Below are 26,335 nucleotides of genomic sequence, written 5' to 3' on the forward strand. Positions count from 1 at the left end.
CTTTGTTATTTATCACTCGCCATATCGTCATTGATGATGTCAGCTTGATGTGGATTGCTTATATCAACCGCCATCTCCAAGGCAAAATGCCGACATTTGAACAAACCCAGGAGGCGTTGCAGGCCCTTCTGAAAATCAAGCAACCAAAGTCTCAACACTTTAATGCAATACAAAAGGGTTTGTATCTTGCCAGACAGACCTTTAAAAATTCACAGCTGGATATGCAAATGTCTGCCATTGTCAGCGATCAGCAAAAACACACGAGCATCGGCAGTGATCAGTGGAACAAATACCACTCACCAAGCTTTAAACCACTGATATTAGCGCTATCCGATGAGCTGTTTACCACGACTTCGCCCATCAAAAAAGGTAAGGCAGAGCCAACCGATAAACCAGCTGTATATAAATCCGATCTAGTGCGTGAAATAAGAAATATCCTAAATCAAACTAACACCACAGCCATCGAATCGCTTAAGGGGCTTGCCAGTCAGACACAAATAAGTGCCCAGCTGGGTCTGATTTATTGGATAAGCGATCTACTTAACGGCGTAAAATCTGCAGGTATCAAACGTCATCAATCTACAAGTGCCCAACGCTATTTAAGCGAGGTTGGCGATTGGTTTTTACATTTTGTGCAAGATCAAGACATAACCACTTGGAATGCCGATGATTTTATCAATTTATATGAAAGTATCATTTATCAATCCAATAAGAAGAAGATAGGCTACACAGCAACTGTGCTCAGATCCTTACACCAATCTTTGCAAAGGCATTTTGTGAGCATTCCCGGTGTCGCAATTGCAAGTAAAAGCGATGGCATGGTGGTTGAGCCTGTCCTTGTCGCACCTATTATGTATCAGCATATCCGCAATCTGATACAGTCATCAACATTGAGTGAGCATAATCAAAAAATATTGGACATCATCTTTATTCTTTTGTATCGCACAGGCATGCGGATCAATGAGCTTTTGGGGCTTAAACTTAGGGATTTTGAGTATGATTACAAGCAAGAACAAACAGTCATCCTAAATATTTTGGTACGTCCCAATGGTTATCGTAGTATCAAATCTGATGATGGTCATCGTAGGCTTTGCCTGCAGCCACTGCTCAAACCATCCGAACTGCAATTGGTGCATGAGTGGTATTTGTTACGCAAACAAAGAAATGAGACTTTCTTTTTGACGCTAGAGCACAAATCGAGTGCGCTTGAATATCATGAAATCCAAAAACCAATCTCGGTGATATTGGATACTTTGCCTTATAAGGTAACCCCACACGGCTTTCGCCATAATGCCATCAGTGTGATGGCGATGATTTTGGGTGGTGCAGATGCGCTCTTGCCATATTTCAGTGACTATAGCAGTGATGAGATATTGGCGATTAAGCGCAAGTTTTTGGGTGAATGTCATCAGATATCGACAACAGCATGGAGCATCTTGGCAGAATTTGCCGGCCATTCATCGCCTGAAACGACATTTTCTAGCTACATTCATGTGGCTGATTTGATTGCGTATAGTCAAATGGCTCATACGACGATTGAAATGCCTGCGACTTTGGTGGAGGCGCTGACAGGTCTTCGTCGCCAAAGTTTTAGCGACAATGGGCGTCGTGCCTATGATAAAGATAGCGGCATGGTGAACCTAAATGATATTCGTACACTGATAATCAAGCAATTGGATGCCAATTGTTATCACAGACCTGCTCGTGTTACACTGCCTACCATCAAAATCGCGTCACACAAAGCATCAAGCAAAAATCAGATGCCTGATATCTTAAAGATTGATGTACATGCAGCCGTGATGAAGTTTTTGAAGAAGCTGCAAGACAATTACTCATTTGAGCACGCCAAATCCGAAGGCTTGGATTCAATCAAGGCTGAGAAGATTAAGAATTATATTGACACGCATCGTAAACAATTAACATCCTATTTTGGGGATAAAGGTAAAAAGAATCCAAATCAATATCTACCGATCGAACCCAAAATCAAGCAGGAAATCACTTTACTACACAATTTACTTGAAAAATTAGGTGATTTATATCAGGCAGATCGCAAAGCATTTGATGATTTTGTGGTGATTTTACGCGGTGCAAGCTTTGTAAGTGGTCAGATGCGAATGCCTTTTAAGGATCGGGAGCAAGTTTATCGATTTGCACAAATCGCCGTCAAGCTACTAGACAAAAAGTATTGGCAGATTGAAGTTGCCGCTAGGTCTGATGTTAAAAAGTCTATCAATCTAAACCAAGAATTGGCTCAATTAAAGCAAGAAACCACAATCATTGCCAAAAAATCAACTCGTGCAAATAGCTCTTATACGGGATTTTTGATATCAAATACCTATACCATCGATAAGAAGAAGCATAATGGCGTTGCCATATTGCAACATGTATGCTTTTTATTGGTGGTGGGGGTTGATGCTTTTTTGGATAAGCCTCAGAGTAATATATAGGGCTTGATGGTATATTTATGTTATCAAAAACCAAAAAAACTCAAGGGCTGGAGTAAATACCCAACCCTTGAGACTTAATCAATCCTGCACCGGTACAAATTTATGAATTTAGCGAAGCTTGCTATGACAATCAAATCAATCAAAAGTTTACCAACCAACAGCAAAGCTGAACGAGTAATTAGAACCTTAATGCAAATATGTATACCGGTACAAAACCCGAACCCAACCCCTATCTTTGAAAATCAAAAGTTTAGCCATCCACAAAACCTTCAATTATTTTATTAAAATCACTAGGGCGCTCTATATTTGCTATATGTGACGCTTGAATGGTTGCAAGAATAGCTCTCGATACATTATCGACAATAAATTGGGCATCACTAACAGGGGTAACTGGATCCAGCTCTCCACCGATTGATAAAATAGGCAGCTTAATCTCTTTGAGCCCATCCCTCACATCAGCTATAGCTAAAGCTTGACAACAAGCCGAATAACCTTCAGCGCTTTGATTGGACAAATTTTTAGTCAATCGATCAACAACATCCCCATTCTGGACAACAAAACTCTCGCTAAACCAACGAGAAGGAGCTGAACTGGCAATACTTTCAAGTCCATGCTCAAGCACAAGCTTTGCCCTATCCTGCCAAGCGCTTTCTTGCCCAATTTTGGCGGCGGTATTGCTAACAATAATTTTATTAAAACGCTCAGAGTGATGAATGGCAAGCCACAGCCCTGTCAAGCCACCCATAGAAATGCCACAAAAGTTAGCTTTTTGTAAGGATAATTCATTTAATAAAGTGATGACATCCTCGCCCAACTCCTCAATAGTATAACTTCCTTTTGGCGCATCTGATTTTCCATGTCCACGAGTATCATAGGCAATAATAAAAAATTTATCTTGCAATGCATCAATTTGTGGCTGCCACATGGTATGGTCAGTGCCCAAAGAGTTTGAAAAAATCAAGGCAGGGTTGCTTTTATCCCCAAAGGTTTGATAAAAAATTTGTCCATCTTTGGTTTGACAATACGACATAATCATTCCTTAATATAATAATTGTTTAATATAATAATTAAACACGCTCAATAATTATCGCAATGCCTTGCCCCACACCAATGCACATACTGCACAGGGCGTACTTCCCATTGATGGTCTCAAGCTGATTTAGGGCGGTTGTGACAAGTCTTGCGCCAGAAGCACCAAGCGGATGTCCCAAAGCAATCGCACCGCCATTGGGATTGAGGCGTGGGTCGTCATCATTAAGACCTAGCGCGCGAGTGCATGCGAGCGCTTGGGCAGCAAAGGCTTCGTTTAATTCAATCACATCCATGTCATTGAGTGTTAAGTCAGCTTTTGCCAATAATTTTTTGATTGCTGGCACAGGGGCAAATCCCATAATGCGTGGCTCAATACCCGCCGTGGCGCTGGCGACAATCTTGGCTCTGGGTGTCAGACCAAATTTCTGCACCGCAAAATCAGAGGCGATTAAAACTGACCCTGCACCATCATTGATGCCCGAGGCATTACCCGCTGTAACTGTACCATCTGCTTTGACAACAGGTTTTAGTTTTGCCAAGGCATCAAGGCTTGTTGCTCGTGGATGCTCATCTTTGTCTACCGCAATCAAGTCGCCTTTACGCTGTGGAATGGTCACAGCAATGATTTCTTTATCAAAAAACCCCTTATCTTGGGCAAGCTTGGTCAAAGTTTGGCTACGCAGTGCAAATTTATCTTGATCCTCACGGCTGATATTAAACTGTTCAGCGACATTTTCGGCAGTTTGTGGCATGGTGTCCACGCCGTACAGCTCCTTGAGTGCAGGATTGATAAAGCGCCAACCCATAGTGGTGTCTTCAATCTTTTGAGTGCGAGCAAAGGCAGTTTCCGCCTTGCCCATCACAAACGGAGCGCGACTCATACTCTCCACACCCCCTGCAATTATTAGGTGCGCTTCGCCTGATTTGATGGCGCGATTGGCATAAGCGAGTGCATCCATAGATGAGCCACACAAGCGATTGATGGTGGTGGCCGGCACTTCTACGGGCAAACCTGCCAATAGCGCTGACATGCGTGCCACATTGCGATTGTCCTCACCTGCTTGGTTGGCACAGCCAAAAATCACATCGTCAATTTGGGAAAAATCCACTTGGGGGTTGCGCTCCATCATTGCCTTTAAAACGATTGCCCCCAAATCATCGGCTCGCACATTGGCAAGCGACCCACCATACCGACCAAACGGCGTACGAATTGCATCAATAATATAAGCAGTTTCCATGAGTATCTTCCTTAAATTTCACTGGTAGTATCAATTAAAGTCGCTTCTGTTAGGCTTTGTAATTCATCAAAGCTCAAACCCTCCACCATCTCAATTACCTTTAGACCGTCGGCAGTCACATCAATGACGCACAAATCGGTATAAATTCTATCCACGCAGGCTTTGCCTGTTACAGGATAGCTAAGCTCTTTGACGATTTTGGGGGCGCCTGTTTTGGTGGTATGCTCGGTGGTGACAAATACTTTTTTGGCACCGACTGCCAAATCCATCGCCCCACCAACTGCAGGTACGGCATCTTTGGCACCTGTATGCCAATTAGCAAGGTCACCATTTTGTGCTACTTGAAACGCCCCAAGCACACAAATATCCAAATGCCCGCCTCGCATCATCGCAAAGCTATCCCCATGATGAAAAAACGCTCCCCCTGTGAGCATGGTCACATATTCTTTGCCTGCATTAATCAGCTCGTCATCTTCCTCGCCTTTGGCGGGGGCTTCACCAAAGGCAAGCAAGCCATTTTCAGAATGTAAAAAGATTTCTTTGTCTTTGGGTAGAAAATTGGCGATTTTGGTGGGTAGCCCAATCCCCAAATTGACATAAGCACCTTCTGGAATGTCTTTGGCAACGCGTTTGGCAATGTCATCTCTGCTTAATTTTTGGTACATATTATATCTCTGTCTTAGTGGGTGATGAAGGAGTGGCTTCTACAACATATTGCACAAAAATACCAGGGGTGATGATATGCTCAGGGTCAAGCTTGCCAAGCTCTACCACCTCTGACACTTGGGCAATGGTTGTGGTGGCTGCCATTGCCATGATAGGACCAAAATTGCGTGCTGATTTACGATACACCAGATTGCCCCAGCGGTCACCTTGATGCGCCTTAATCAGAGCAAAGTCAGCCCTGATGGGCATTTCAAGTACATAGTCTTTGCCATCAAGATGGCGAGTTTCTTTGCCTTCTGCTAGAAGCGTACCATAGCCTGTGGGTGTAAAAATCGCACCAAGCCCCATACCAGCTGCCTGAATGCGACACGCCAAGTTCCCTTGTGGTACAAGCTCAAGCTCAATCTTGCCTGATAAATACAGCTCATCAAAGACCCAAGAATCAGCTTGGCGCGGGAAAGAGCAAATCACCTTATCCACCGCCCCTGTTTTTAGCAGTTTGGCAAGTCCATAGTCGCCATTACCTGCATTGTTGCTGACAATTGTTAGACCCTTGACGCCAAGCTCAATCAAGCCATCAATCAATTCAGCGGGCTGTCCTGCAGTGCCAAAGCCACCAATCATAATGGTTGAGCCATCTTTGATATGGCTAATGGCGTCGCCAAGGCTTGTGTGTTTGTTTATCATCCAATTCTCCTTTTTAAGAATTTGCCATTCAAAACCAGGTAGCTAATCATACCGATTACCACTCCCCAGAATACCGAACTCAAACCAAGCAAGCTAATATCCGAGGCAGTTGTCAAAAAGGTAATCAAAGCCGCTTCTTTCTGCGCAGAAGTTTGCATAGCTATTGATAGATTATTCAGTAATGCGCCAAGTAAGGCTAAGCCGGCCAAAGCTCCAATCAATGCCGATGGGAGGATTTCGAACAAGCCCACCAAACTGCCTGCAAATAACGCCCCTAACAGATAAAATAAGCCGTTAGCAACTCCGCCAATATATCGTTGACTTGAGTGCTCATGGCATTCTTTACCCATGCATAAAGTTGCCGTCACCGCTGCCTGCACGATACTAATTCCACCAAATGGAGCGATTACCAAGGATGCCAAACTTGCGGTATTAATGACGGGCTTACTTGACATTTGATAATCATTCAATCGCAATAAAGCCATACCTGGCAAAAATTGCCCTGTAAAATTCAGAATAACCAGCGGTACCGCCAGGTTTAATATCGCCTGCCATGAGAAATCTGGGGCAATAATCTGAGGCTTAGATATTGAAAATCGAATCTCAGAACCATCAAATCCCTCTAGAAAATATGCGGCCAGAAGACCTGATAGCAAGACCCAAAAAATTACATACCGGGGGCTAACACTTCTACCAATCAAATACACGATCAACATAGTAAAAACCAGCACAGGTGAATCAGTGGCAGAATTAAAGATCTGTAAGCCAAAATTCAGTAATATCCCCGCCATCATACCAGCTGCAACTCCCTGTGGAATCCAAGATAGTAACCTATCAAAATATCCACTTATGCCTATCACTAGGCTAATAATCGCTGTTACAATGTAAGCACCAACCATTTCCGACAGGGTCATTTGTGGTAATAAATCAAGAAGCAATACCGTTCCAGGAATTGACCAAGCCAATAAAACTGGCATCTTGTAACGGAGAGATAGTGCAATACTAGTCAGAGCCGAACCTATCGATATCGCCCATATCCAAGAAATCATCATGCTATTATCTAGACCGGCTTGCTGTCCCGCTTGAAATACAATCACAAGTGGTCCAGCATAGGATATCGCTACCGCCAAAAACCCAGCAATGGTTGCAGATAACGACCAGTCTTTAAGCAACCCTTTTATCCAACTCATAAGACACTCCTTGTCGGTCTTTGGTTAACCTTGATCACCCCCACCGACTGGTACCACAGCACCGGTTATATATGATGATTCATCAGATGCCAAGAATAAAATGGCATTTACCTGCTCATCAATTGTGCCGTATCTACCCAAAAAAGTGCGGTCAATTGTCTGCTCAACCACTTGTTGCATCCACACCTTTTCTTGCGCAGATTGCTCTTGTGAGTTTCTAGGTATTTTTCTAGGTGGTGCTTCTGTACCACCAGTTGCCACAGCATTCACGCGAATGCCGTCTTTAGCATGTTCAAAAGCCAAAGATGCTGTCAAAGCATTTACACCGCCCTTGGCGGCCGAATAAGGTATACGATTAATACCCCGTGTTGCAATCGATGAAATATTAACAATAACGCCAGCCTGCTGAGCAATCATTATTGGCAATATTGCACGACAACACCAAAGCGTGGGATAAAGCGAGCGGTTAATTTCCTTAACAATTTCATCCTCCGCAAACTCTTCAAATGGCTTCATCCAAATCGCACCGCCAACATTATTGATCAAAATGTCAACTTTTTTATACTTTTTCAAAGCATATTCAACCGCCTTGCTGGCACCCAGAAAAGTTTCAAGATCAACCTTAACAGCGACAGCCTTACCCCCAAGGTCTTTAATCTCTTGAACCACATCATTCACATAATCAGAGCGATCTACTAGTACGACGCGCCCAGACTCTTTAGCGATTTGCAGAGCTACACCTCTGCCAATGCCTTGCGCAGCCCCCGTTACAATGACTACTTTATCCTTAAATCGTTTATTACGTGACATAAGCCCACTCCTTGCTTAAATAAATCATAAATCATTTACACTTGTTCTGGCTTCGCAGAAGCCTTAGGGATAATAGCCAATACTGCAAGTGTTGCCAACACACCAAAAGTTACCATGGTTAATAAAGCATATTGTGCGGCAACATGAACATCAACACCCTTAAAGGCGCTAAAGATAGTTGCGCCAGTTGCAATACCAAATGAAGCACCCAGCGCACTTGCCATCTTAAACACACCGGCTGCAACACCTGCTTTATCCATTGGGACATTAACCATGGCACAATCTGCAGCAGGTGTTGAGTAGCAACCCAGTCCAAATCCAAAGACAGCGAAAGATACAATTACCCACCACATATAAATCTCATGCGAAACGAATGTCATAGATAGACCCAAGGCACCCACAGCAGTGATCGCTGTACCAAGCCACATAGGTGTTTTGTAGCCAAATTTATGTAATAATTTTTCACTAATTCGAATCATGATCATTACCATTGCCACATAGCCTAATGATTTTACACCTGCCTCGAAGGCTGTTAGTCCATGCCCTTGTTGCAAATAAGTATTGATAATAATAATCGTGCCCGCCATGCAGTTTAGTAGGAAATTAGACAGGCAGGCACCGCTATACCCGCGACTTTTAAATAATGAAAAATCAAGAAATGCATTGGATCTTCTATGTATTTCGGTGCGAAAGAACACAATTCCCATAATAATTGCTCCCGCAAGCATCATCAGAGTAAATTGGTGTGTCAAACCCAGTCGAAAACCCTTTGTTATCAATAGGTTTAATGCCAATAAACCTAGTACACAACTAAATAACCCAATATAATCGTAACGACTGGTACCAATTTCATTTGATTTGCTTTCCGGCGTTCCTTTAATTAGCAAGACACCAATGATAGAAATGGCAATAGATAGCAAGAAAATACTCTTCCAGCCTAGACTGGTTGCAATAGCCCCACCAACAAAAGATGACAATCCCGACCCGCCAAACGAACCGATAGACCAAAAACTATATGCCCTCTGTCTTGCAGCGCCCTGATAATAATTTTTGATAATAGATAAAGTTGCTGGCATAATACAGGCTGATGACAACCCTTGTAATACACGACCAATACCGAAAGTAAAAGCCGAACTACTAAAATACAATACCAGACAGGCAAGAATATTTAGGGCAAAACCGATATAAGTTAGGCGTACCCGACCAAAACGATCGGCAAGACCACCCATTAAAATAATAAAACATCCAGAAAACAGCGATCCCAAACTAATGACAGCATTCAGTGATGAGTCACTCATATTCAAATCTTGTTGAATGGATGGCACCACATTGAACATGGATTGGTAAAATAGCCAAAATGTTAATACGCCTAGCACCATACCGATTAGCAGTCTGTCATTTCCGCGGAACTGCTTTGAGCCATATTCTTGATAAGATGTAGTCATGTGACAAAGTCCTTTTTATTAATCTTTTAAATAATTCTCAACCAATCCACAAAAGTAAGCGGCGGCAGGTGCAATAATTTCATCATTGAAATCATAGGCGGGATTATGCACCATGCAGGCACCTTCTCCACCGCCATTCCCTACAAAACAGTAATTTCCATTTGGATTGGCTTCTAACATAAAAGCAAAATCCTCACTCCCCATTAGTGGTGCAATATCGGTATGTACCTTATCCACTCCCACCAAATTTTGAGCAACTTTAATGGCAAAAGCGGTAGCATCATCGCCGTTAACAGCAGGCGGACAGCCATTGACATGCTCTATTTCAGCAGTTGCACCAAAACTCTGAGCTTGGAAATTAACCACTTCCTCAATGCGTTTTAGCACATTTTGGCGCACACTAGAGCTCAACGTTCTAACACTTAATTTTAATAAGGCACTGTCATTCACCACATTTGGTGCATTTCCCGATGTTAGCTGCCCCACTGTAATGACCGCCTGATCCAACGGACTAACATTACGGGAGACAATACTTTGTAACGCAATCGCAATATGGCAAGCCACCAACGTTGCATCAATGCCATATTCTGGCATAGCTCCGTGGCTTCCCACTCCCTTAATGTGGATATGGATGGTATCAGATGACGCCATTATTGCCCCAGTTTTAAAATAAAACTCTCCAGTATTTAATCGTGGCATATTGTGCATTGCAAAAATTACATCACAAGGAAATTGATCAAACAGACCATCCTCGAGCATGATGCGCCCACCACACAATAATTCCTCAGCGGGCTGAAAAATCAAATTCACAGTACCGTTAAAATTTTTAGTTTTGGCAAGCTGCTTGGCGCATGCAAGCAAGATAGTACTATGGCCATCATGTCCACATCCGTGAAACCTGCCATTAATGTGGCTCTGATATGATTTGCCAGTATTTTCAATAATTGGCAGGGCATCCATATCCGCACGCAAACCAATTGTTTTACCACCATCACCTATTTTTAAAGTTGCGACAATGCCTGTTTTAGCCAATCCTTGATGAACAGTATAGCCCCATGTAGTAAGCAGCTCAGCAATCAACTTGCTAGTTTCAAACTCTTCAAACCCCAGCTCAGGAAGTTGGTGTATAGCATGGCGAATGTCGCAAAAAAACGACCACTCACTCATAATATCTCTCAAATTCTGAGAATTAATTGTGATTGGGTTGGAAAGGGACATACTCACTCCTTTTATAACCATAGATGCAAACAAACTAATAAATATGCTATAAAAATATAATTGTAATGCATTTTATGGAATTTGTAATCCATCTATTATGAATAAGCATTTGTTATTAATTGGCTGAAAATTTCTCAAACAAGAAATTCTGCACTACAACATTTTGGTTATCTAGCCACTGCTTCACTGCATCCACCATAGCTACAGGTCCGCACAAGTAAATATCAACATTACCCGCATTCAACCAATCATCATCGATGTGAGCAATCACATAGCCTTTTCTTTCATGAGATGATTTTTCATTCGCGACGACCGTCCGATAATCGAACCAACTGTGCTTTTCTTTGAACGACTCCAAAACGTCAAGCCCAACCAGATCATCATCATTTGTAACGCCAAATATCATGCGTACTGGTTGCTCAGAGCCTTTTTCATCCAATACTTTCAGCATGGATAAAAATGGCGCTATGCCAGTTCCACCTGCTAAAAATAAGGTCGGTCGAACAATTTTTCGCAAATAAAAACTGCCAAAAGGACCAGTAAATTTCATTTTATCGCCAATTTGTGCAGAATTAGTCAAAAATGAGCTCATCTTGCCATTAGGAACATTTCTCACGACAAAACTGGTTTTACGGTCACCTGGTTTTGAGCTAAATGAATAAGATCGCGTTTCACCAAGCCCCGGTATCTCCACATTGACATACTGCCCCGCTAAGAAATTAATTTCTGGCTCACCCTCATCAAGCTCAATTTCAAAAGAAATCGTACTATCAGACACTTTTTGCAGATTGTTTAGACTGCCTGAAAATGTTTGAATTTCAGTTTTGCAGACAGTGGAACTTGCCAAGATTTGAACAACCGAATCAGAGGTTGGATAGCACTGACAAGCCAACACAAATCCATTTTGGGCATCTTCTTCACTTAAGGCATCCTCGATATACATATCCTTATCCATCTCATAAGTGCCTGACTCATAAAATGCACGGCAAGTACCACATGCCCCATCTCGACAATCTAGCGGAATGTTCATCTTTTGTCGATAAGCGGCGTCTGACAAAACTTCGCCATCATTAACTTGGATAAAGTGAGTAACACCATCTTCAAATTGTAAAGCGACATTGTGGCTCATAACTAAATATCCCTATCTTGGTGATTTTAAGATTTGTAAAAGCGCTCGCCCATTCCAAAGGTAGAACAAGCGCATTAAATTAATAAAAAGTCAGGCTTGATTTAATCAAATATGATAAATGTCAATCACCTGGTGGATGTAATCATTTTTCAGTACGACATACTTACTCAAAATCTTGAATTCATCGCTAGAGATATCAATCACATATCGAGAGATACCAAAATATTGATACATGGTTTTATAGCGAAAACTTGATGTCTGCCAATTGAATCGTACAATAGCCCTACCGCCATCAACACTCTCAACCTCAATGTTGTGAATGTTGTGATTTGTGCGCGTATCTGGAATTGTCGCTGACGAACGCTCGGTTTTAATACGGAAAACGCGATCTTCAAGACCCTGTCGATCTGGATAATAAATCAAGGAAATTTCAGACATTGGATCAGTGATTAGTGTATCATCGTCATCCCACGCAGGCATCCAAAAGGAAGCTTCAGGAGCGTAACACTCTAGCCAATCATCCCATTGTTCATCATCCAAAAATCTAGCCTCTTTGTACAAAAATTGACTAATCTTATGATGTAATTCTACAGACACTAAACTCATGCAACACCTCCCGATTCCAATTCTCGCTCATTTTTAATAGCCCGCTTCATGACTTCCATCCAGTGCTCATGCTGAGCCAGATATAGACCTTCATCTTCAGTTTTAACACCGCTAAGCTTTGGCTTGAGACCAATTTCTTTTGCGAATTCATCCGCGCCATACACCCAGTGATTGGCACCTCGGCACATATCATTCCACTCAACCTCAATGCCCGCATATCCAACTTGGCAAGAACGGAATTCCTCCAAGTCATCTGGAGTTGCCATACCAGATGCATTAAAGAAGTCTTCATACTGACGAATACGACGTTTACGATTTTCTACATCCTCCCCCTTAGGAGCAATGCAGTAAATTGTAACTTCGGTTTTATTAACAGATAATGGACGCAAAACACGGATTTGCGAACCAAACTGATCCATTAGATATACATTTGGATACAGACAGAGGTTGCGCGATCTCTCAATCATCCATTTTGCCATCGCTTCGCCATACAGCTCTTTATAAGAATCATACTGGGCATAATTTGGACGATCCTCTGGATTTGCCCACTGAGTCCAAAGCAGCATGTGACCATGCTCAAAGCCATAAGAACCTCCGCCCTGCTTGCCCCAGCCACCTGCACTCATGGCGCGGATTTTATCTTCACCTGCCTGTTTTTCTTTGCGCTGTTGAGTGGTTGCCGCATAGTTCCAATGCACTGCCGTAACATGATATCCATCAGCACCATTTTCTGCGGTAAGCTTCCAATTGCCTTCGTAGGTATATGTTGACGAACCACGAAGCACCTCCAAACCATCTTTTGCTTGATCAACAATCATATCAATGATTTTGGTTGCCTCACCCAAATACTCCTGTAATGGCAATACATCAGGATTTAGGCTACCAAACAAGAATCCTTTATAGCTTTCAAAACGTGCGACCTTTTTTAGATCATGGGAGCCATCTTTATTGAAGCTTTCTGGATAGCCAGCATCTTTCGGATCTTTTACCTTTAGCAGTTTGCCTGAATTATTAAATGTCCAACCATGAAATGGGCAAGTATATGATGACTTATTGCCTTTTTTGTATCGACAAAGCTGAGCTCCTCGATGCGAACAAGCATTAATCATTGCGTTTAATTCGCCATCTTTATTGCGTGCAATAATGATTGGCTGGCGTCCGATATGCGTCGTATAATAATCATTAATTTCGGGAATTTGGCTTTCATGCGCCAAATACACCCAATTTCCCTCAAAAATATATTTCATTTCAAGATCAAATAAGGTTTGATCGGTAAATACAGAGCGATGAACCTTATATTCACCCGTTTCTTTATTTTCAACCAAAAGCTCGTTGATTCGGTCAAGATGGCTTGTATTAATGACAGGAATGCGCGGCATAATTATTTCTCCTTGTTAAGCTGACTGAACTTAGATATCATCAACCAGGCTATCCGTCAGCCTAGCTGATGATAAAAGGCATTAGCCTTGAGCGCGTCTGCGGTCAACTTCGGTGCTTGGGGCAGTTTGGGTGTCGCGTGTGAGTTTAAAATCAAAGCGAATGTGCTTAAAAGGTTTGTCCAGATTATTGGCTTTGATTTGTGCTTCATCAGTGACATCCACAGCGGTTGCAACCAAGCCTTCACGAGTACCAAAGGCAAAGTCATCCCAAAGATATTCATCACCCTCAATATTAAATTGTGTGGTGAGTTTACGATAGCCATCAGCAGTGATAAAGTAATGTACGTGTGATGGGCGTTGTCCGTGACGACCTAAAAGCGTCAATAAAGCTTGGGTTGGACCATTAGGCGGGCAGCCATAGCCAACAGGCATGGTAGTTTGGGCTTTGTAGCAGCCGTTTTCATCAGTATAAATGGTACGACGAAGGTTGAAATCAGACTGTGACTTATCAAAGAATGAGTAGTTACCTTTACCGTTGGCATGCCACATTTCAACCTTAGCATTGGGGATGATATTACCGTCCACATCGGTGACTACGCCTTCAATGATAAGGGTGTCCACACTGTCAGATTCAGCACCATCATCCATGCGTGCAAAACCGACCGATTCTGGCGCACCCGCTACATACAGAGGTCCTTCAATGGTACGTGGTGTACCGCCCGTCTCCACACCCGCTTGTTGGTCTTTCTCGTCTTCCAACAAATCCATGAAGTGTTCAAGCCCCAAACCTGGCACAAGCAAACCCACTTCGTTAGCCTGCCCCAAATCGGCAATATACTCCATGCCTTTCCAAAGCTCGGTTTGGGTGATATTCAAATCCACAATGGCTTCAAATAGGTCGCCCAAAAGACGCACCACAATCTCTTGTACGCGCGCATCCACCTCGCCTGTGGCGGTATCCACATTCATTTTTTTGACCAATGCGTCAATTTGTTCGCGATTCATAACATACTCCATATTACTGTTAAGTGATTTTTAATAGCTGGCAGAAGCTGGCTATCATTTCCTTGTTACCTTACTATGGTTTTAGCTGTGTCATAGCCCACAGTGTTTTTAGCTGTCGTCTTCTTTGATAGAAGAGGGGTGACGATTAAGCGGTGTAATTTCAAGACTCATATAAGGATATAGGGGCAGACCTTGTAAAATGGTGTGTAGCTCTTCGTTGCTCTCCACATCAAAAATACTGATATTGGCATACTGCCCTGAAATACGCCACAAATGTCGCCACTTACCTTGGCGTTGCAATTCTTGAGAGTAGGCTTTTTCGGTTGCCTTGATAACATCTGCAGTTTCTTTTGGCATATCCAGCGGGATTTTTACATCCATTTTTACATGATAAAGCATCACTTTCTCCTATTTGTAAAGCTATTTTCTTGTCAATTCCTTTACCTTGGTCTCATCAATCTCAATCCCAAGCCCCGCACCTTTGGGTACTTGTAACTCAAAATCGCTATACACCAAAGGCGTTGTCAAAATCTCTTTTGTTAGAAGTAATGGCGCAAACAACTCTGTTGCATAAGGCAATGATTCAAAGGTGCTAAACACATGTGCAGATGCAATCGTGCCAACAACCCCCTCTAACATAGTGCCACCATAAACATCAATCCCCGCCAAGCGTGCAATATTAGCTACTTCACAAGCCTCTAAAAGCCCACCAGACTGTTCAATTTTAACAGCAAACACATCTGCAGCATGACACTTGGCAAGCTTGTATGCACTATCAGGGCCTGTTAACACTTCATCAGCCATAATTGCAATATCAAATCGTTTGGTCAATCTACTTAAAGTATCAAGTTGATGAATTGCACAAGGTTGCTCAATTAAATCAATGCCACCATCTTGAAGCTTGGCGATGCCATCAATGCACTCAAGCTCACTCCAAGCGCGATTGACATCCACGCGAATGCTAGCGCTGTCGCCTAGGGCTTTTTTGATAGCGATGACATGGGCAACATCTTCTTTGACGGATTTGGCACCTATTTTGAGTTTAAAAATATTGTGGCGCTTTTTCTCAATCATTGCCTTAGCTTCAGCAATGTCCTTATCGGTATCACCTGATGCCAAGACCCACAAGACAGGTACGCTGTCACGCAAGCGACCTCCCAACACTTCGCTTAAAGGCAAGTTTAGCTGTTTTGCCCAAATGTCTAGCAGGGCTGTTTGTACAGCACATTTGGCAAAGCGGTTGCCATTGATAGACTGATTGATAAGTTTACGCAGTTGAGCGATGTTTTTAGCCTTACTGGCTAGCACCAAAGGGGCAAAATAAGTATCAATATTGGTTTTGATGCTTTCTGGGCTTTCTTCACCATAGCCAAGTCCGCCAATGGTTGTCGCCTCACCCCAACCCACTGTGCCATCAGCAGCTGTGATTTTGACAAGCACCAACGTTTGTACTTGCATGGTTGTCATAGACAGCTTGTGCGGTCTAATGGTTGGAATATCTAGGATAAACGTTTCTACAGATTGATACATATTTTATGAATCCTTGAGCGATAAACTGCTTGATATATACTTTAAATCACTATAAACTACTTGTCCAAGACTCTTTTTGTATTTTTTTATACCTAAAAGGTATATTTGCTCAAATAATTAGAAAAGCCGGATTTATTTCCAAATCCGGCTTTTTGCTATCCAACTCTCAGTTTTGTTGAGCACTAGAGAGATTTACCATAAAAACAGCAATGGCCGCAATGATGCCCGGTATGGCGATTGCCATAAAGTTCATTTGATGTGGCAATTGATACGCCAATAAAGCTCCTGTCAAAACAGGTCCCACAATGGCACCAACCCGGCCAATACCTGATGCCCAACCCATACCTGTTGAACGGACAGCAGAAGGATAGTATTGCGCAACAAAGGTGTATAATAAAATCTGAGACCCGATTGTTGCTGCGCCTGCGATAGCAATCAGCGTATACAATACAATCGGCGGGCTATTAAATCCAAGTAAAACAAGTGATCCAGCACCCATAACAAACATCGCAACTAAGACCGGTTTCAGATGGAATTTATCAGCCAACATACCTCCACCAATAGCACCGATCATTCCGCCAATATTTAGCGCAAACAAGAACAACATACTTGCGCCCAATGAATAACCCGCCTGAATCATTAATTTTGGTAGCCAATTGCCTAAAGCATATACCATTAATAGGCACATAAAGAATGCTATCCAAAACATGATAGTACTAGTGGCTCGATTTTTCTGGAATAATGCTTTTAATGGCGCAGCATCCCCTCCAGTCTCTTCAAGTGGCGCTACTACAAATTCCTTGCTCACCAATGAGGGTTCAAGCTTTTTAAGCATTACAGTAACTTCTTCATCTTTGTTCTTCTGTTTTAAATACAATAATGACTCTGGAAGCATTACCCACAAAATCGGCAATAACAAAATCGGAATACCAGCAATCATAAACATAATTTCCCAGCCAAATTGAGGCACTAAAACTTTCCCCAGTAATGCCGATGCCATACCGCCGATAGCATATCCACTAAACATGATAGCCACCAAGGTACTTTTGATGCGCTTTGGAGCATATTCCGTCGTTAGAGATACAACATTAGGCATTACCCCACCAATTCCCAAACCTGCAATAAATCTCAAAATCGCAAATTGAATCGGAGAGTCTGCAAATGCACCTAAAAAGGTAAAGCCACTAAATAGCAATACACACAGCATGATTGTTAATTTGCGTCCAAGTTTGTCAGAGAGCGTTCCAAAAGCAATTGCCCCAAACATCATGCCAAATAAAGCGGAACTAGCCAACCAGCCAGCCTGCACGGAGGTTAATTGCCATTGCTCCATTAATAACGGTAGAGCAACGCCATAAATTACTAAGTCATAGCCATCAAAGATAATAATTGCTAGGCACCAAAGCAAAACTTTCCAATGAAACCCTGAAAATTTCGCTTGATCAATTACGGATTGAATATCCACTTTCTCCATCTGCATATAACAGCTCCTTGCCTGTTTAAAAATACTATGGTGATAAAATAACCTTTAAAGAGATTTAATTCAAAGACTTAATTTGTATATATTTATACCTTTTAAGTATCTCGCCTTTATTGTCATTCTCATTCAAGATTAAAATTGCAAAACTTGCTACGCTGTGGTATTTTTAAACATACATATTTATAAAAGGTTCTGTTTATATGGACATAAGACATCTACGGTATTTTGTTGCAGTGGTTGAGGAACAAAGCTTCACCAAAGCCTCTGAGCGTTTATTTATCGCCCAACCCCCTCTTAGCAGACAAATCAATAACCTGGAAGATGAAATTGGAACTCCTTTACTTAACAGGAATAGCAGACCTATTGAACCCACTGATGCCGGTAAATTTTTTTATCAATACGCAAAGCGCATTCTGAATAATATTGACCAAATGGTTGCAATGACGCGACGCACGGGTATCTCGGCTCGCAAACTCAGAGTGGGTTTTACTGGATCGCTATTGCTAGGCCTTCTACCGCAAATTATTTATCAATTTCGTCAACTCGCACCTGATTTGCATATTGAATTTATTGAAATTAACACTTTTGAACAAGTGGAGGCTCTTAAAAAAGGCGATATTGATGTTGGTTTTGGTCGATTGAGTTTTAGCGATCCCATTGTTAAACGCATTCTTCTTAGAAATGAACCATTGGTATTGGCTGTTCATAAGTCACATCCACTTGCGCAGAATGAAAATGGAGTATATTTGGCGGATATAGTTGATGAGTTGGTCTTGCTATTCCCTGATACACCTGGATATACATTCGCAACCCATATTAAGTCAATCTTTTATGAACATGGCTTAACTATTGATAATACAGAATCAGTTTCAGGCATTCGCTTGGCTCTCGGTATTGCTGCGTCAGGCTCGGGCGTTTGCGTTGTGCCGCAAAACAGCCGTGCGATACATATGACAGACTTAAAATACATACCCATTTTGGATCCAGGAGCAGTGAGTCCTATCCATATCTCATTTCGAAGCATGGAGAATAATGAATATATACATCTTATGTTGACTACAATTGATTTAATTTACAAAAAACTTACATCCCAAGAAGGGTTAAGCATAACACCTTTGTTTAATGAGACTTGGGGTTATGATGATGAGTCAAAAAAATGGAAACCAAAGCCAAAATCTCTTAATTTCAAATAACCTTAGAATCATCACAGCATAAAACAAGGAAACTCATATGGAGCAAGCAAGCACCCAAAAGCTGACACTTCAAGACTATGCACCCAAACACTACATCGAGTTATCAGAGTTAGAAGAGGATTTTGATTACTGGATGGAAGTTGTCGAAAAAGATGTGATTGCTATTATAAAAGATGGAGAACCTAAATTTTGCATGGTGCCTGAATTTATTTATGCTCAGATGACAGCCTATACATCTTTGGATGATTGATGGTTAATAGCAGTTATCATAAGCCAAAACCCATGAAAAACCTACCAACGCGTATCTTTGATGCCTTTTGTGAAGGGATATTAGATACTGCTGTGTTCTATAGCAGTGATGATGCGTATTTGTATCGATTGGATGAATATAGACAAGTCTTTGAAAGACTGGCTAAAGATGCTGATATTCATGTGATTTATTATGACTTTGCTGATGTGCAAGCATCTATTTATCAGCATTTTATGTCGCATATGATTGCAGCTGTTTGCCCCAATCAAGCAGATAGCTGTTATTCTCTCAGAGTTGTATTTGAGCAAATTATCTCAGGTAGTCAGCGATACTTGTTAATACTGGATAATATTGAGTGTTTATATCAACCATCTAATCCCCAATCACCTGAAATCAAAGACTTCATCGGCTCATTACGCACCTGCCTAGATGTCTATCGAATAAATATCCGCACTGCTATGTTTTGTCGAGATACAGCAAACTTAAGAAAACTGTATTATGATTACCGTGAGCCATTTTATTGTTTTGGGTATTTGCAGGATGTGGGGAGGTGAACATCCTTTGAACAAAACGCTTAAAGGCAATATCAACCCCACTTTACCAATCCATACCCCACATTTCCAGTTCCAATAAAGCGAGAGGTTTGGATGGCTTCATCGTAATTTGCCATATTTTATCGTAATTTGCCATATTTTATCGTAATTTGTCGTAGATTATCGTATTTTAGCGCAATTTATCATCAATTTACTTTTAGGCAATTAGTTTATACTTGAAACTTTTTTATTTATAGAAAAAGTTTCAAGTATAATTGAAACTTTTTCTATATCAAGGTAAAATATCAATTATAGTTTTAGGATTTTACCATGAAAAAAGATTTAGTTTATCGCCAGAAATACCTTGAAACGGTACACCCGTTTATCGGAAAACGTTTGATTAAAGTGTTCACAGGGCAGCGCCGTGTGGGCAAAAGCTATTTGCTGTTTCAGATTATGCAAGAGATTCAAACAGCGGATGAAAATGCCCACATTATTTATATCAACAAAGAAGACTTAGCATTTTCGCCCATTCAAACAGCACAAGAATTGGCAGAATTTGTCTTATCGGCAAAAAAGAGCGGTCAAAAAAATTACATCTTTATCGATGAAATTCAAGAAATTACAGATTTTGAACAAGCGTTACGTTCGCTTTTATTAGATGACGAATTGGATTTGTATTGCACGGGCAGCAATGCTCATTTGCTTTCTCGGGATATTGCGGGTAGCTTAAGTGGGCGGGCGATTGAAATTAATGTTCATTCCCTTTCCTATTTTGAATTTCTTGATTTTATGAAACTGGACGATAGTGATAAATCGATGTCGCTGTTTTTGAAATATGGCGGTTTGCCTTATTTAAAAGACTTGCCGTTGCAAGACAATATCGTGTTTGAATATCTACGAAATATCTATTCCACCATTGCTATTCGGGATATTGTGAACCGCTATGCGTTACGAAATGTGCAATTTTTAGAGCAACTTACGCAATTTTTAGCAAGCAATATCGGCAATCTATTTTCCGCCAAAAAAATCTCTGATTTTTTAAAATCGCAGAAAATTACCACATCAAGCATGCAGGTACAAAATTATGTGGAATATCTTGCCAACGCTTTTTTAATCCACAAAGTGCCACGCTATGACATTGAAGGTAAACGCATTTTTGAGATTGGCGAAAAATACTATTTTGAAGATTTAGGCTTACGAAACGCCCTGATTGGCTATCGGGTACAAGATCGTGGCAAATTGCTTGAAAACTGCATATTCAATCATCTTCAAATCGCAGGTTATGATGTCAAAATCGGCGGTTTAAATAGCCAAGAGATTGACTTCGTGGCAGAGAAAAATGGCGAACGTATTTATGTGCAGGCCGCGCTGACCATTAATGAAGAAAAAACGCTTGAGCGAGAATTTGGCAACCTGCTGAAAATTCAAGACAACTACCCCAAATATGTGGTGACGATGGACGAATTTGACGGCAATACTTTTGAAGGGATACAATGTTTGAGTTTGAGAGCGTTTTTGAGAGAGATTTTGGGTGGATGATGATCAGCCATACATTACTGATGTGGCGCAGAATAAGCATATATAATGTTTTAGGAGCAATTTTATGAAATTACGAACATCCATATTAAAAACTTCCGTTCTATTCATGATGTTGAAATAGAAGTTCATAACTATACGATGTTTGTACCGGTACATACCAATGGATTTGCCCAAAGATAGTAAAACCATTATCTTTTCACGTTCATCTATGCTAAGATGTTTATAAGAAGTGTTCATCTGTTTAATGTCTTGTTTTGTGTGGTAACTTAATGATACATTAAATTGATGAACACTTCTTTTTTTATTTGGTGTTGCGGTTAGATTGTAAATTCAAGCACTTAAAATTAATCATTCCAAGAGTATTGTAGCTCTTGTAGCTGCCCGTATAAGCAATGACTGTCGGGTTTGATTCTACTGGTAACGATAGATATTAATGTGTCGGCTTTGGTATCTTTTGCAGCAAACCGAACCAACCCATAAACCCTTGTTTTGTTGATATATCTCATCCAAATGCTTAGCAATCATTGTAATGATTGTACCAGTACAAAACACTCAAATACCGAGTCGGCTGATAGTTACTTATCATAAGCGAGCACCTCAGCGATGGTTTTGGGTTTGATTGCTTTAGGTTTGGTTAATTTCATAAACCGAGCAATATCATCCAATATCATCCACAATAACAAAAAGTTCTTTAAAGAAATATGACCTGTATCCTCAAACCGACGAATGGTTGGCTCTGGAATCAAGGATTTTTCAGCCAGTGCTCGGCGTGACAGCTTAGCATCTTTGCGTTTTTGTTTTAGATACGCTGCCAAAGCTAAGCGTGCATCAATATCGTCATACAGATGAAGCATAACCACCTCAACTTGGTTTAATTTTGATATTATTTTATCAAATTTACGGGATTTTTGGTAGTTTTTGATAATATTTTATCAAATTCATGCATGAATATCTTTTTTGTAGCTACTCCACAAGACAGCTCAGCTCATAACTTTGACTGCGTCCAGAAGCTAGTGACTTCACCAAAATTCCTTTTTCAACCAAATCATTAATATCTCTTAGAGCGGTATCTGTGGATACTTTTGTGATACTCGCCCATTTTTTGGTGGTAAGCTTGCCATAAAAATCACCCCAAAGCTTATTGATCATCACTACCTGCCGTGGATTGAGTGATGTGTGGCGATATATATGCCAAAATTGTGACTTGGCGACAACCTTTTGTGACTGAACAAGTGCTTGTATCAAAGCTGCTTCTAGATTGGTTAAAAACCAAATTAGCCATTCGGTGGCTGATGCCAAGCCCCTTTGAGTCTGTTCAAGTATGTGATAATACTCACGACGATTGGCAAGAATTTGTGCGGACATACTATAAAATCGCTGCGGACTGCCATCGCTTTTGGCGAGCATCCGCTCAGTGAGTGCACGAGTTAGGCGACCGTTACCATCATCAAACGGGTGTAGCGTGACAAACCACAGGTGTGCAAGCCCTGCCTTAATTGTCAAATCAAGTCCCGTATCATCATCGTTATACCACTGAAAAAATCGCTCAAGCTCATCGGGCAATCTATCGGCCTTTGGTGCTTCAAAGTGTACTTTGGCTTTGCCATAAGCACCTGAGACCACCTGCATCGGGCCATTGGCATCATCTCGTAATGCACCCACATTAATGTCATACATGCCACTTAGCCCTTGTGGGAATAGTGCATGATGCCAACGACAGACTTCATCTAAGGTTAATGGCAAATCAAATCTTGAAGTTGCCTTAAGCATCATTTCAACAATCGCTTCCACTTCATAACTTGGCGTAACAAGCTGATGCTGATACAGTGCTTCAATACCTAAGTGCCGAGCAACCGAAGAGCGTACCTGTTCAGTGTTAAGATATTCACCCTCAATCTCCGATGTCTTAATCACCTCCAATGTCAATGCCTCAAGACAAACTTCAAGTGGTAAATCAAACCCAAGGCTGCTCATCTGTCCCAACAAGCGCCCCTGAAGCAAACGAATGCGAGCAACAAGGGGAAGTAGCTGCCCCTCATCAAGCTGCCAATCTGTCCAATTTGGATATTCATGAATAAACGTATCAACCATCACTATTCTCAATTTCGCCTCATCTGCGGTAATTATACCACATATTCTCCGCAAAATATGCGGTGAATAACACCATCAATCACCGCAAAATTGGCATACCAAACCCCAAACCAAACTGACAAATTATAAGAATTTAATAAAAAAATTAATATTATTAAATAGAAAATATAAAATTAAAATAATTCAAATCCATCAATACCTGCAACTTTCATCAGCAAACACAAGAGCAAAAAATTCAAAATTATGATAAAATACGAAAAATGATGGGGTAAATTTACCCTATTGTTTTTCGTGCCAAAAAATAAAAAGTCATCAAAGCGTGTAATCAGCATCCACACTGATAATAACCATAAGATATTGATATATAAAGATATTATTTAAGGTAACATAAGGTTATTCGTCGAAAAATAGTCGCCCAAGATTGCCAAGGTTGGGGTCGCGAGTTCGAATCTCGTTTCCCGCTCCAAATTTTAAAAAGTCCAAATCGAACGGTTTGGGCTTTTTTGTTGTTTAAAATCAAGGGTTTGGGCGGTTGTTTATTTGTGCTGTTGTGTGACCACTTTTGATAAGTTGGGCACATGCAAATTTTTGTGTGCCCAAATTGTGCCTAAAATGTGCCCATTGATTCTTTTTCAATAAATCAAAATATTGGAAAAATTAACAACCCAGCTTAATTTTAGATAATGGGCAAATCAGTCCAAAAGAAGCCTTAATGGCAGCTATAGAGCGGCCCGCGAGCATGAGCCGTGATGGCTTGCTGATTGCGATATAGCTCATCACTCGGCTGAATGATGAAAAGACCCTATTTACCATCGCAGGCGAGATGGAGCGGGCAGGATATTTTGTTCAGACGCCGATAGATGGTTAACACATTATGCTGAATATCTTCAGCACCCGAAACAAGTCCATACTTTTGGGTACTGAAGATAGCTCAGCTAGATTGATTGCTCACCATAGAATTATTTGTTAATAAAAATAAATAATTTATCGCTTAGATATTATTGGCTAGATAGCACATAACGCTCTACTTCAGCAAGTCGCTCCAGTGTACCGACATCCACCCAGTGCGCCGACATCAGCTCGCCACTCACTCGCCCTGCCATCATCGCCGACTTCAGTCGTGGTGCTAGCGGTGCAATTTCACCGACGCCCACATCAGCGACCAACTGCGGTGACATTACGCTGATACCTGCAAAGGTATGCGCCTGCTCCGCTTCAGTTTTGATGGATGCTTGACCGTCATTAAGAACAAAATCTCCTGTTGGGTTATGCTCAGGGTTTTTGACTAGCACCAGATGCGCAAGCTGATCATTGAGCTTGTGGTGAACCAGTTGCCCAAAATCATATTCGGTCCAAACATCGCCATTGACCAAAATAAATGGCGCATCATCCAAAAGCTGCTGATCCAGCGCATACTTGATCCCGCCTGCCGTCTCCAAAGGCTCGCCAGATTCCACCGAGATTTTTAGGCGGATACCCAGTTGTGTTTCAAGGTCAAGCTTGGCAAGCCCATCGATCAGCACATCCGACAGATAGCCTGCGTTAAGCGTAATATCACGAATACCAGCTGCCGCCAAGCGTTCAATATGCCACACGATCAGCGGCTTATTTGCTACAGGAATCAGTGGCTTGGGCGTTGTCAGCGTCAAAGGGCGCATGCGAGTGCCCTTGCCTGCCGCCAAAATCATCGCTTGAGTAATCATGATTGTGCTGCCTGCAGTTGTTTTTGGAATTTCTTTTGATAAGACGGTAACACAAATGTCTCAAGCCATACCAAAAACTCTTGATACACGCCATCGATGTGATGATCCTTCAGCCAAGTCAGCTCGGTTAGCAAATCTTGCATGACTTTTGGAATATTATCCAAATAACGATGCTTACCATCTCGTTCAGATAGTCGAATAAAGATACCCAGTACTTTTAAGTGGCGCTGAATACCCATGATATTCGTCTGTGCAATAAAGCTACCCAAATCCACTGATGGCTCGATCATTTTATAAAATTCATGAATGCGCTTCTCAACCCATTGTTCATCATAATTAATATAAGCATCACGCACCAGACTGACCAAATCATAAGTATATGCACCGATGACAGCGTCTTGGAAATCAATCACACCAAGCGCATCGCTACCTTTATCCGCCATCAGATTGCGACTATGATAGTCACGATGCACGATGACTTGTGGCTGTGCATTGATATTATCAATTAAGGTTTGCTTCAATTTTTGCCAAAGCGTCTTCGCATTTGGACTCATTTTTACATCCAAATAAGGCAAGAACCATTCGTCAAACAAATCCATCTCTTGCTCAAGCTTCACATCGCTATATGTCGGCAAATCAACTTGCGTATCGATGCTTTGTAGCTGCACTAAGGTTTGAAGCGCCTTGGTATAATAGCCATCTTTATGCTCGGCATCATCGGCGATCAAATGCGCAAACTCTGTCGTGCCAAAATCTTGCAACAACAAAAAGCCCTTCGGTACATCTCGTGCGATGATGTCAGGCACATTGACCGTCTCACTTAAGATGTCACAAACATGAACAAACTGCTCAACGCTCTCTTTTTCAGGGGGTGCATCCATCAAAAGATAAGTCATCTGCACCTTACCTTCTTCGGCGACGACAGGCAGATGAATGCGATGGTATCGGCGAAAACTAGCATCTCCCGGCAGGCTTTCAACTTCAAAGCCTTTGGCAAGATTGGCATTCAAAAAATTCATCATCTCATCATGGCGAGTGCTACTCATAGCGCATCCTTATTATGATATCAAATCAAGTGTCAATTATTAATGGTATGAAATCCGATGGTTTAAATCGGCTTAGTTTAGCTGATTTTGACAAATTTCACCAGTAAATTTGTAT

The 26,335-nt window shown here is 41.5% G+C and carries 24 protein-coding genes; 5 read left to right on the plus strand and 19 right to left on the minus strand.

Going from position 1 to position 26,335, the window contains the following annotated elements; translation table 11 throughout:
- Positions 1–2,447, plus strand: a 2,447-nt coding sequence (locus tag Q0N89_RS01380; protein WP_294033027.1) for a site-specific integrase, incomplete at its 5' end; no start/stop codon positions are given.
- Positions 2,448–2,697: 250 nt separating this feature from the next.
- On the opposite strand, the gene pcaD is transcribed toward Q0N89_RS01380, so the two are convergent.
- The 15 genes from pcaD to Q0N89_RS01455 form a co-directional block, all read right to left on the minus strand.
- The gene (pcaD, locus tag Q0N89_RS01385) at positions 2,698–3,477 is read right to left on the minus strand and encodes a 3-oxoadipate enol-lactonase (RefSeq protein WP_294033028.1); all 780 of its coding nucleotides are present in this window, start codon (positions 3,475–3,477) and stop codon (positions 2,698–2,700) included.
- Between the two features lie 37 nt (positions 3,478–3,514).
- Positions 3,515–4,717 carry a 3-oxoadipyl-CoA thiolase gene (gene pcaF / locus Q0N89_RS01390; protein WP_294033029.1) on the minus strand — a complete coding sequence of 401 codons (1,203 nt, stop codon included), beginning with the start codon at positions 4,715–4,717 and terminating at the stop codon, positions 3,515–3,517.
- A gap of 11 nt (positions 4,718–4,728) precedes the next feature.
- Positions 4,729–5,382, minus strand: a complete 654-nt coding sequence (locus tag Q0N89_RS01395; protein ID WP_294033030.1) for a 3-oxoacid CoA-transferase subunit B — start codon at positions 5,380–5,382, stop codon at positions 4,729–4,731.
- Between the two features lies 1 nt (position 5,383).
- On the minus strand, positions 5,384–6,070 hold the full coding sequence (locus Q0N89_RS01400; RefSeq protein WP_294033031.1) for a 3-oxoacid CoA-transferase subunit A: 687 nt from the start codon (positions 6,068–6,070) through the stop codon (positions 5,384–5,386).
- Complete coding sequence (locus Q0N89_RS01405) at positions 6,067–7,260, minus strand: benzoate/H(+) symporter BenE family transporter (protein WP_294033032.1); 1,194 nt, start codon at positions 7,258–7,260, stop codon at positions 6,067–6,069. The genes Q0N89_RS01400 and Q0N89_RS01405 overlap by 4 nt, the downstream gene beginning before the upstream one ends.
- 24 nt (positions 7,261–7,284) lie before the next feature.
- Positions 7,285–8,070 carry a 1,6-dihydroxycyclohexa-2,4-diene-1-carboxylate dehydrogenase gene (locus Q0N89_RS01410; protein WP_294033033.1) on the minus strand — a complete coding sequence of 262 codons (786 nt, stop codon included), beginning with the start codon at positions 8,068–8,070 and terminating at the stop codon, positions 7,285–7,287.
- A 35-nt stretch (positions 8,071–8,105) separates the two neighbouring features.
- Complete coding sequence (locus Q0N89_RS01415) at positions 8,106–9,515, minus strand: MFS transporter (protein WP_294033034.1); 1,410 nt, start codon at positions 9,513–9,515, stop codon at positions 8,106–8,108.
- A gap of 18 nt (positions 9,516–9,533) precedes the next feature.
- The gene (locus tag Q0N89_RS01420) at positions 9,534–10,733 is read right to left on the minus strand and encodes a M20 aminoacylase family protein (protein WP_294033035.1); all 1,200 of its coding nucleotides are present in this window, start codon (positions 10,731–10,733) and stop codon (positions 9,534–9,536) included.
- A 115-nt stretch (positions 10,734–10,848) separates the two neighbouring features.
- Positions 10,849–11,862: a benzoate 1,2-dioxygenase electron transfer component BenC gene (benC, locus tag Q0N89_RS01425; RefSeq protein WP_294033036.1), complete on the minus strand. Its 1,014-nt coding sequence runs from the start codon at positions 11,860–11,862 to the stop codon at positions 10,849–10,851.
- 105 nt (positions 11,863–11,967) lie between these two features.
- Positions 11,968–12,468, minus strand: coding sequence for a benzoate 1,2-dioxygenase small subunit (gene benB / locus Q0N89_RS01430; protein WP_294033037.1), 501 nt, complete (start codon positions 12,466–12,468; stop codon positions 11,968–11,970).
- Positions 12,465–13,847, minus strand: a complete 1,383-nt coding sequence (benA, locus tag Q0N89_RS01435) for a benzoate 1,2-dioxygenase large subunit (RefSeq protein ID WP_294033038.1) — start codon at positions 13,845–13,847, stop codon at positions 12,465–12,467. The genes benB and benA overlap by 4 nt, the downstream gene beginning before the upstream one ends.
- An 81-nt stretch (positions 13,848–13,928) precedes the next feature.
- Positions 13,929–14,852, minus strand: coding sequence for a catechol 1,2-dioxygenase (gene catA, locus Q0N89_RS01440; protein WP_294033039.1), 924 nt, complete (start codon positions 14,850–14,852; stop codon positions 13,929–13,931).
- 108 nt (positions 14,853–14,960) lie between these two features.
- Positions 14,961–15,251, minus strand: a complete 291-nt coding sequence (catC, locus tag Q0N89_RS01445) for a muconolactone Delta-isomerase (RefSeq protein ID WP_294033040.1) — start codon at positions 15,249–15,251, stop codon at positions 14,961–14,963.
- Positions 15,252–15,272: 21 nt separating this feature from the next.
- The gene (locus Q0N89_RS01450) at positions 15,273–16,382 is read right to left on the minus strand and encodes a muconate/chloromuconate family cycloisomerase (protein WP_294033041.1); all 1,110 of its coding nucleotides are present in this window, start codon (positions 16,380–16,382) and stop codon (positions 15,273–15,275) included.
- A gap of 166 nt (positions 16,383–16,548) precedes the next feature.
- Positions 16,549–17,862, minus strand: coding sequence for an aromatic acid/H+ symport family MFS transporter (locus Q0N89_RS01455; RefSeq protein ID WP_294033042.1), 1,314 nt, complete (start codon positions 17,860–17,862; stop codon positions 16,549–16,551).
- Positions 17,863–18,062: 200 nt separating this feature from the next.
- On the opposite strand from Q0N89_RS01455, the gene Q0N89_RS01460 reads away from it, so the two are divergent.
- The 4 genes from Q0N89_RS01460 to Q0N89_RS01475 all read left to right on the plus strand — a co-directional run bounded on the left by Q0N89_RS01460 (position 18,063) and on the right by Q0N89_RS01475 (position 21,380).
- Positions 18,063–19,055, plus strand: coding sequence for a LysR family transcriptional regulator (locus tag Q0N89_RS01460; RefSeq protein WP_294033043.1), 993 nt, complete (start codon positions 18,063–18,065; stop codon positions 19,053–19,055).
- Between the two features lie 37 nt (positions 19,056–19,092).
- On the plus strand, positions 19,093–19,305 hold the full coding sequence (locus Q0N89_RS01465) for a hypothetical protein (protein WP_294033044.1): 213 nt from the start codon (positions 19,093–19,095) through the stop codon (positions 19,303–19,305).
- 32 nt (positions 19,306–19,337) lie between these two features.
- Positions 19,338–19,859 (plus strand): hypothetical protein, encoded by a 522-nt coding sequence (locus tag Q0N89_RS01470; RefSeq protein WP_294033045.1) that lies wholly within the window; start codon positions 19,338–19,340, stop codon positions 19,857–19,859.
- Between the two features lie 309 nt (positions 19,860–20,168).
- Entirely contained in the window at positions 20,169–21,380 is a 1,212-nt protein-coding gene (locus Q0N89_RS01475; protein ID WP_294033046.1) for an ATP-binding protein, read from the plus strand.
- Positions 21,381–21,955: 575 nt separating this feature from the next.
- Here Q0N89_RS01475 and Q0N89_RS01480 read toward each other — a convergent pair.
- The 4 genes from Q0N89_RS01480 to Q0N89_RS01495 form a co-directional block, all read right to left on the minus strand.
- Positions 21,956–22,234 carry an XRE family transcriptional regulator gene (locus Q0N89_RS01480; protein WP_294033047.1) on the minus strand — a complete coding sequence of 93 codons (279 nt, stop codon included), beginning with the start codon at positions 22,232–22,234 and terminating at the stop codon, positions 21,956–21,958.
- Positions 22,235–22,343: 109 nt separating this feature from the next.
- On the minus strand, positions 22,344–23,471 hold the full coding sequence (locus tag Q0N89_RS01485) for a Fic family protein (protein ID WP_294033048.1): 1,128 nt from the start codon (positions 23,469–23,471) through the stop codon (positions 22,344–22,346).
- A 998-nt stretch (positions 23,472–24,469) separates the two neighbouring features.
- On the minus strand, positions 24,470–25,174 hold the full coding sequence (murU, locus tag Q0N89_RS01490; RefSeq protein ID WP_294033049.1) for an N-acetylmuramate alpha-1-phosphate uridylyltransferase MurU: 705 nt from the start codon (positions 25,172–25,174) through the stop codon (positions 24,470–24,472).
- Positions 25,171–26,220 (minus strand): phosphotransferase, encoded by a 1,050-nt coding sequence (locus Q0N89_RS01495; protein WP_294033050.1) that lies wholly within the window; start codon positions 26,218–26,220, stop codon positions 25,171–25,173. Before Q0N89_RS01495 ends, murU begins: the two co-directional genes overlap by 4 nt.
- Positions 26,221–26,335: the final 115 nt, after the last annotated feature.

The sequence above is a fragment of the uncultured Moraxella sp. genome, assembly GCF_945873075.1.
Taxonomy (GTDB): Bacteria; Pseudomonadota; Gammaproteobacteria; order Pseudomonadales; family Moraxellaceae; genus Moraxella.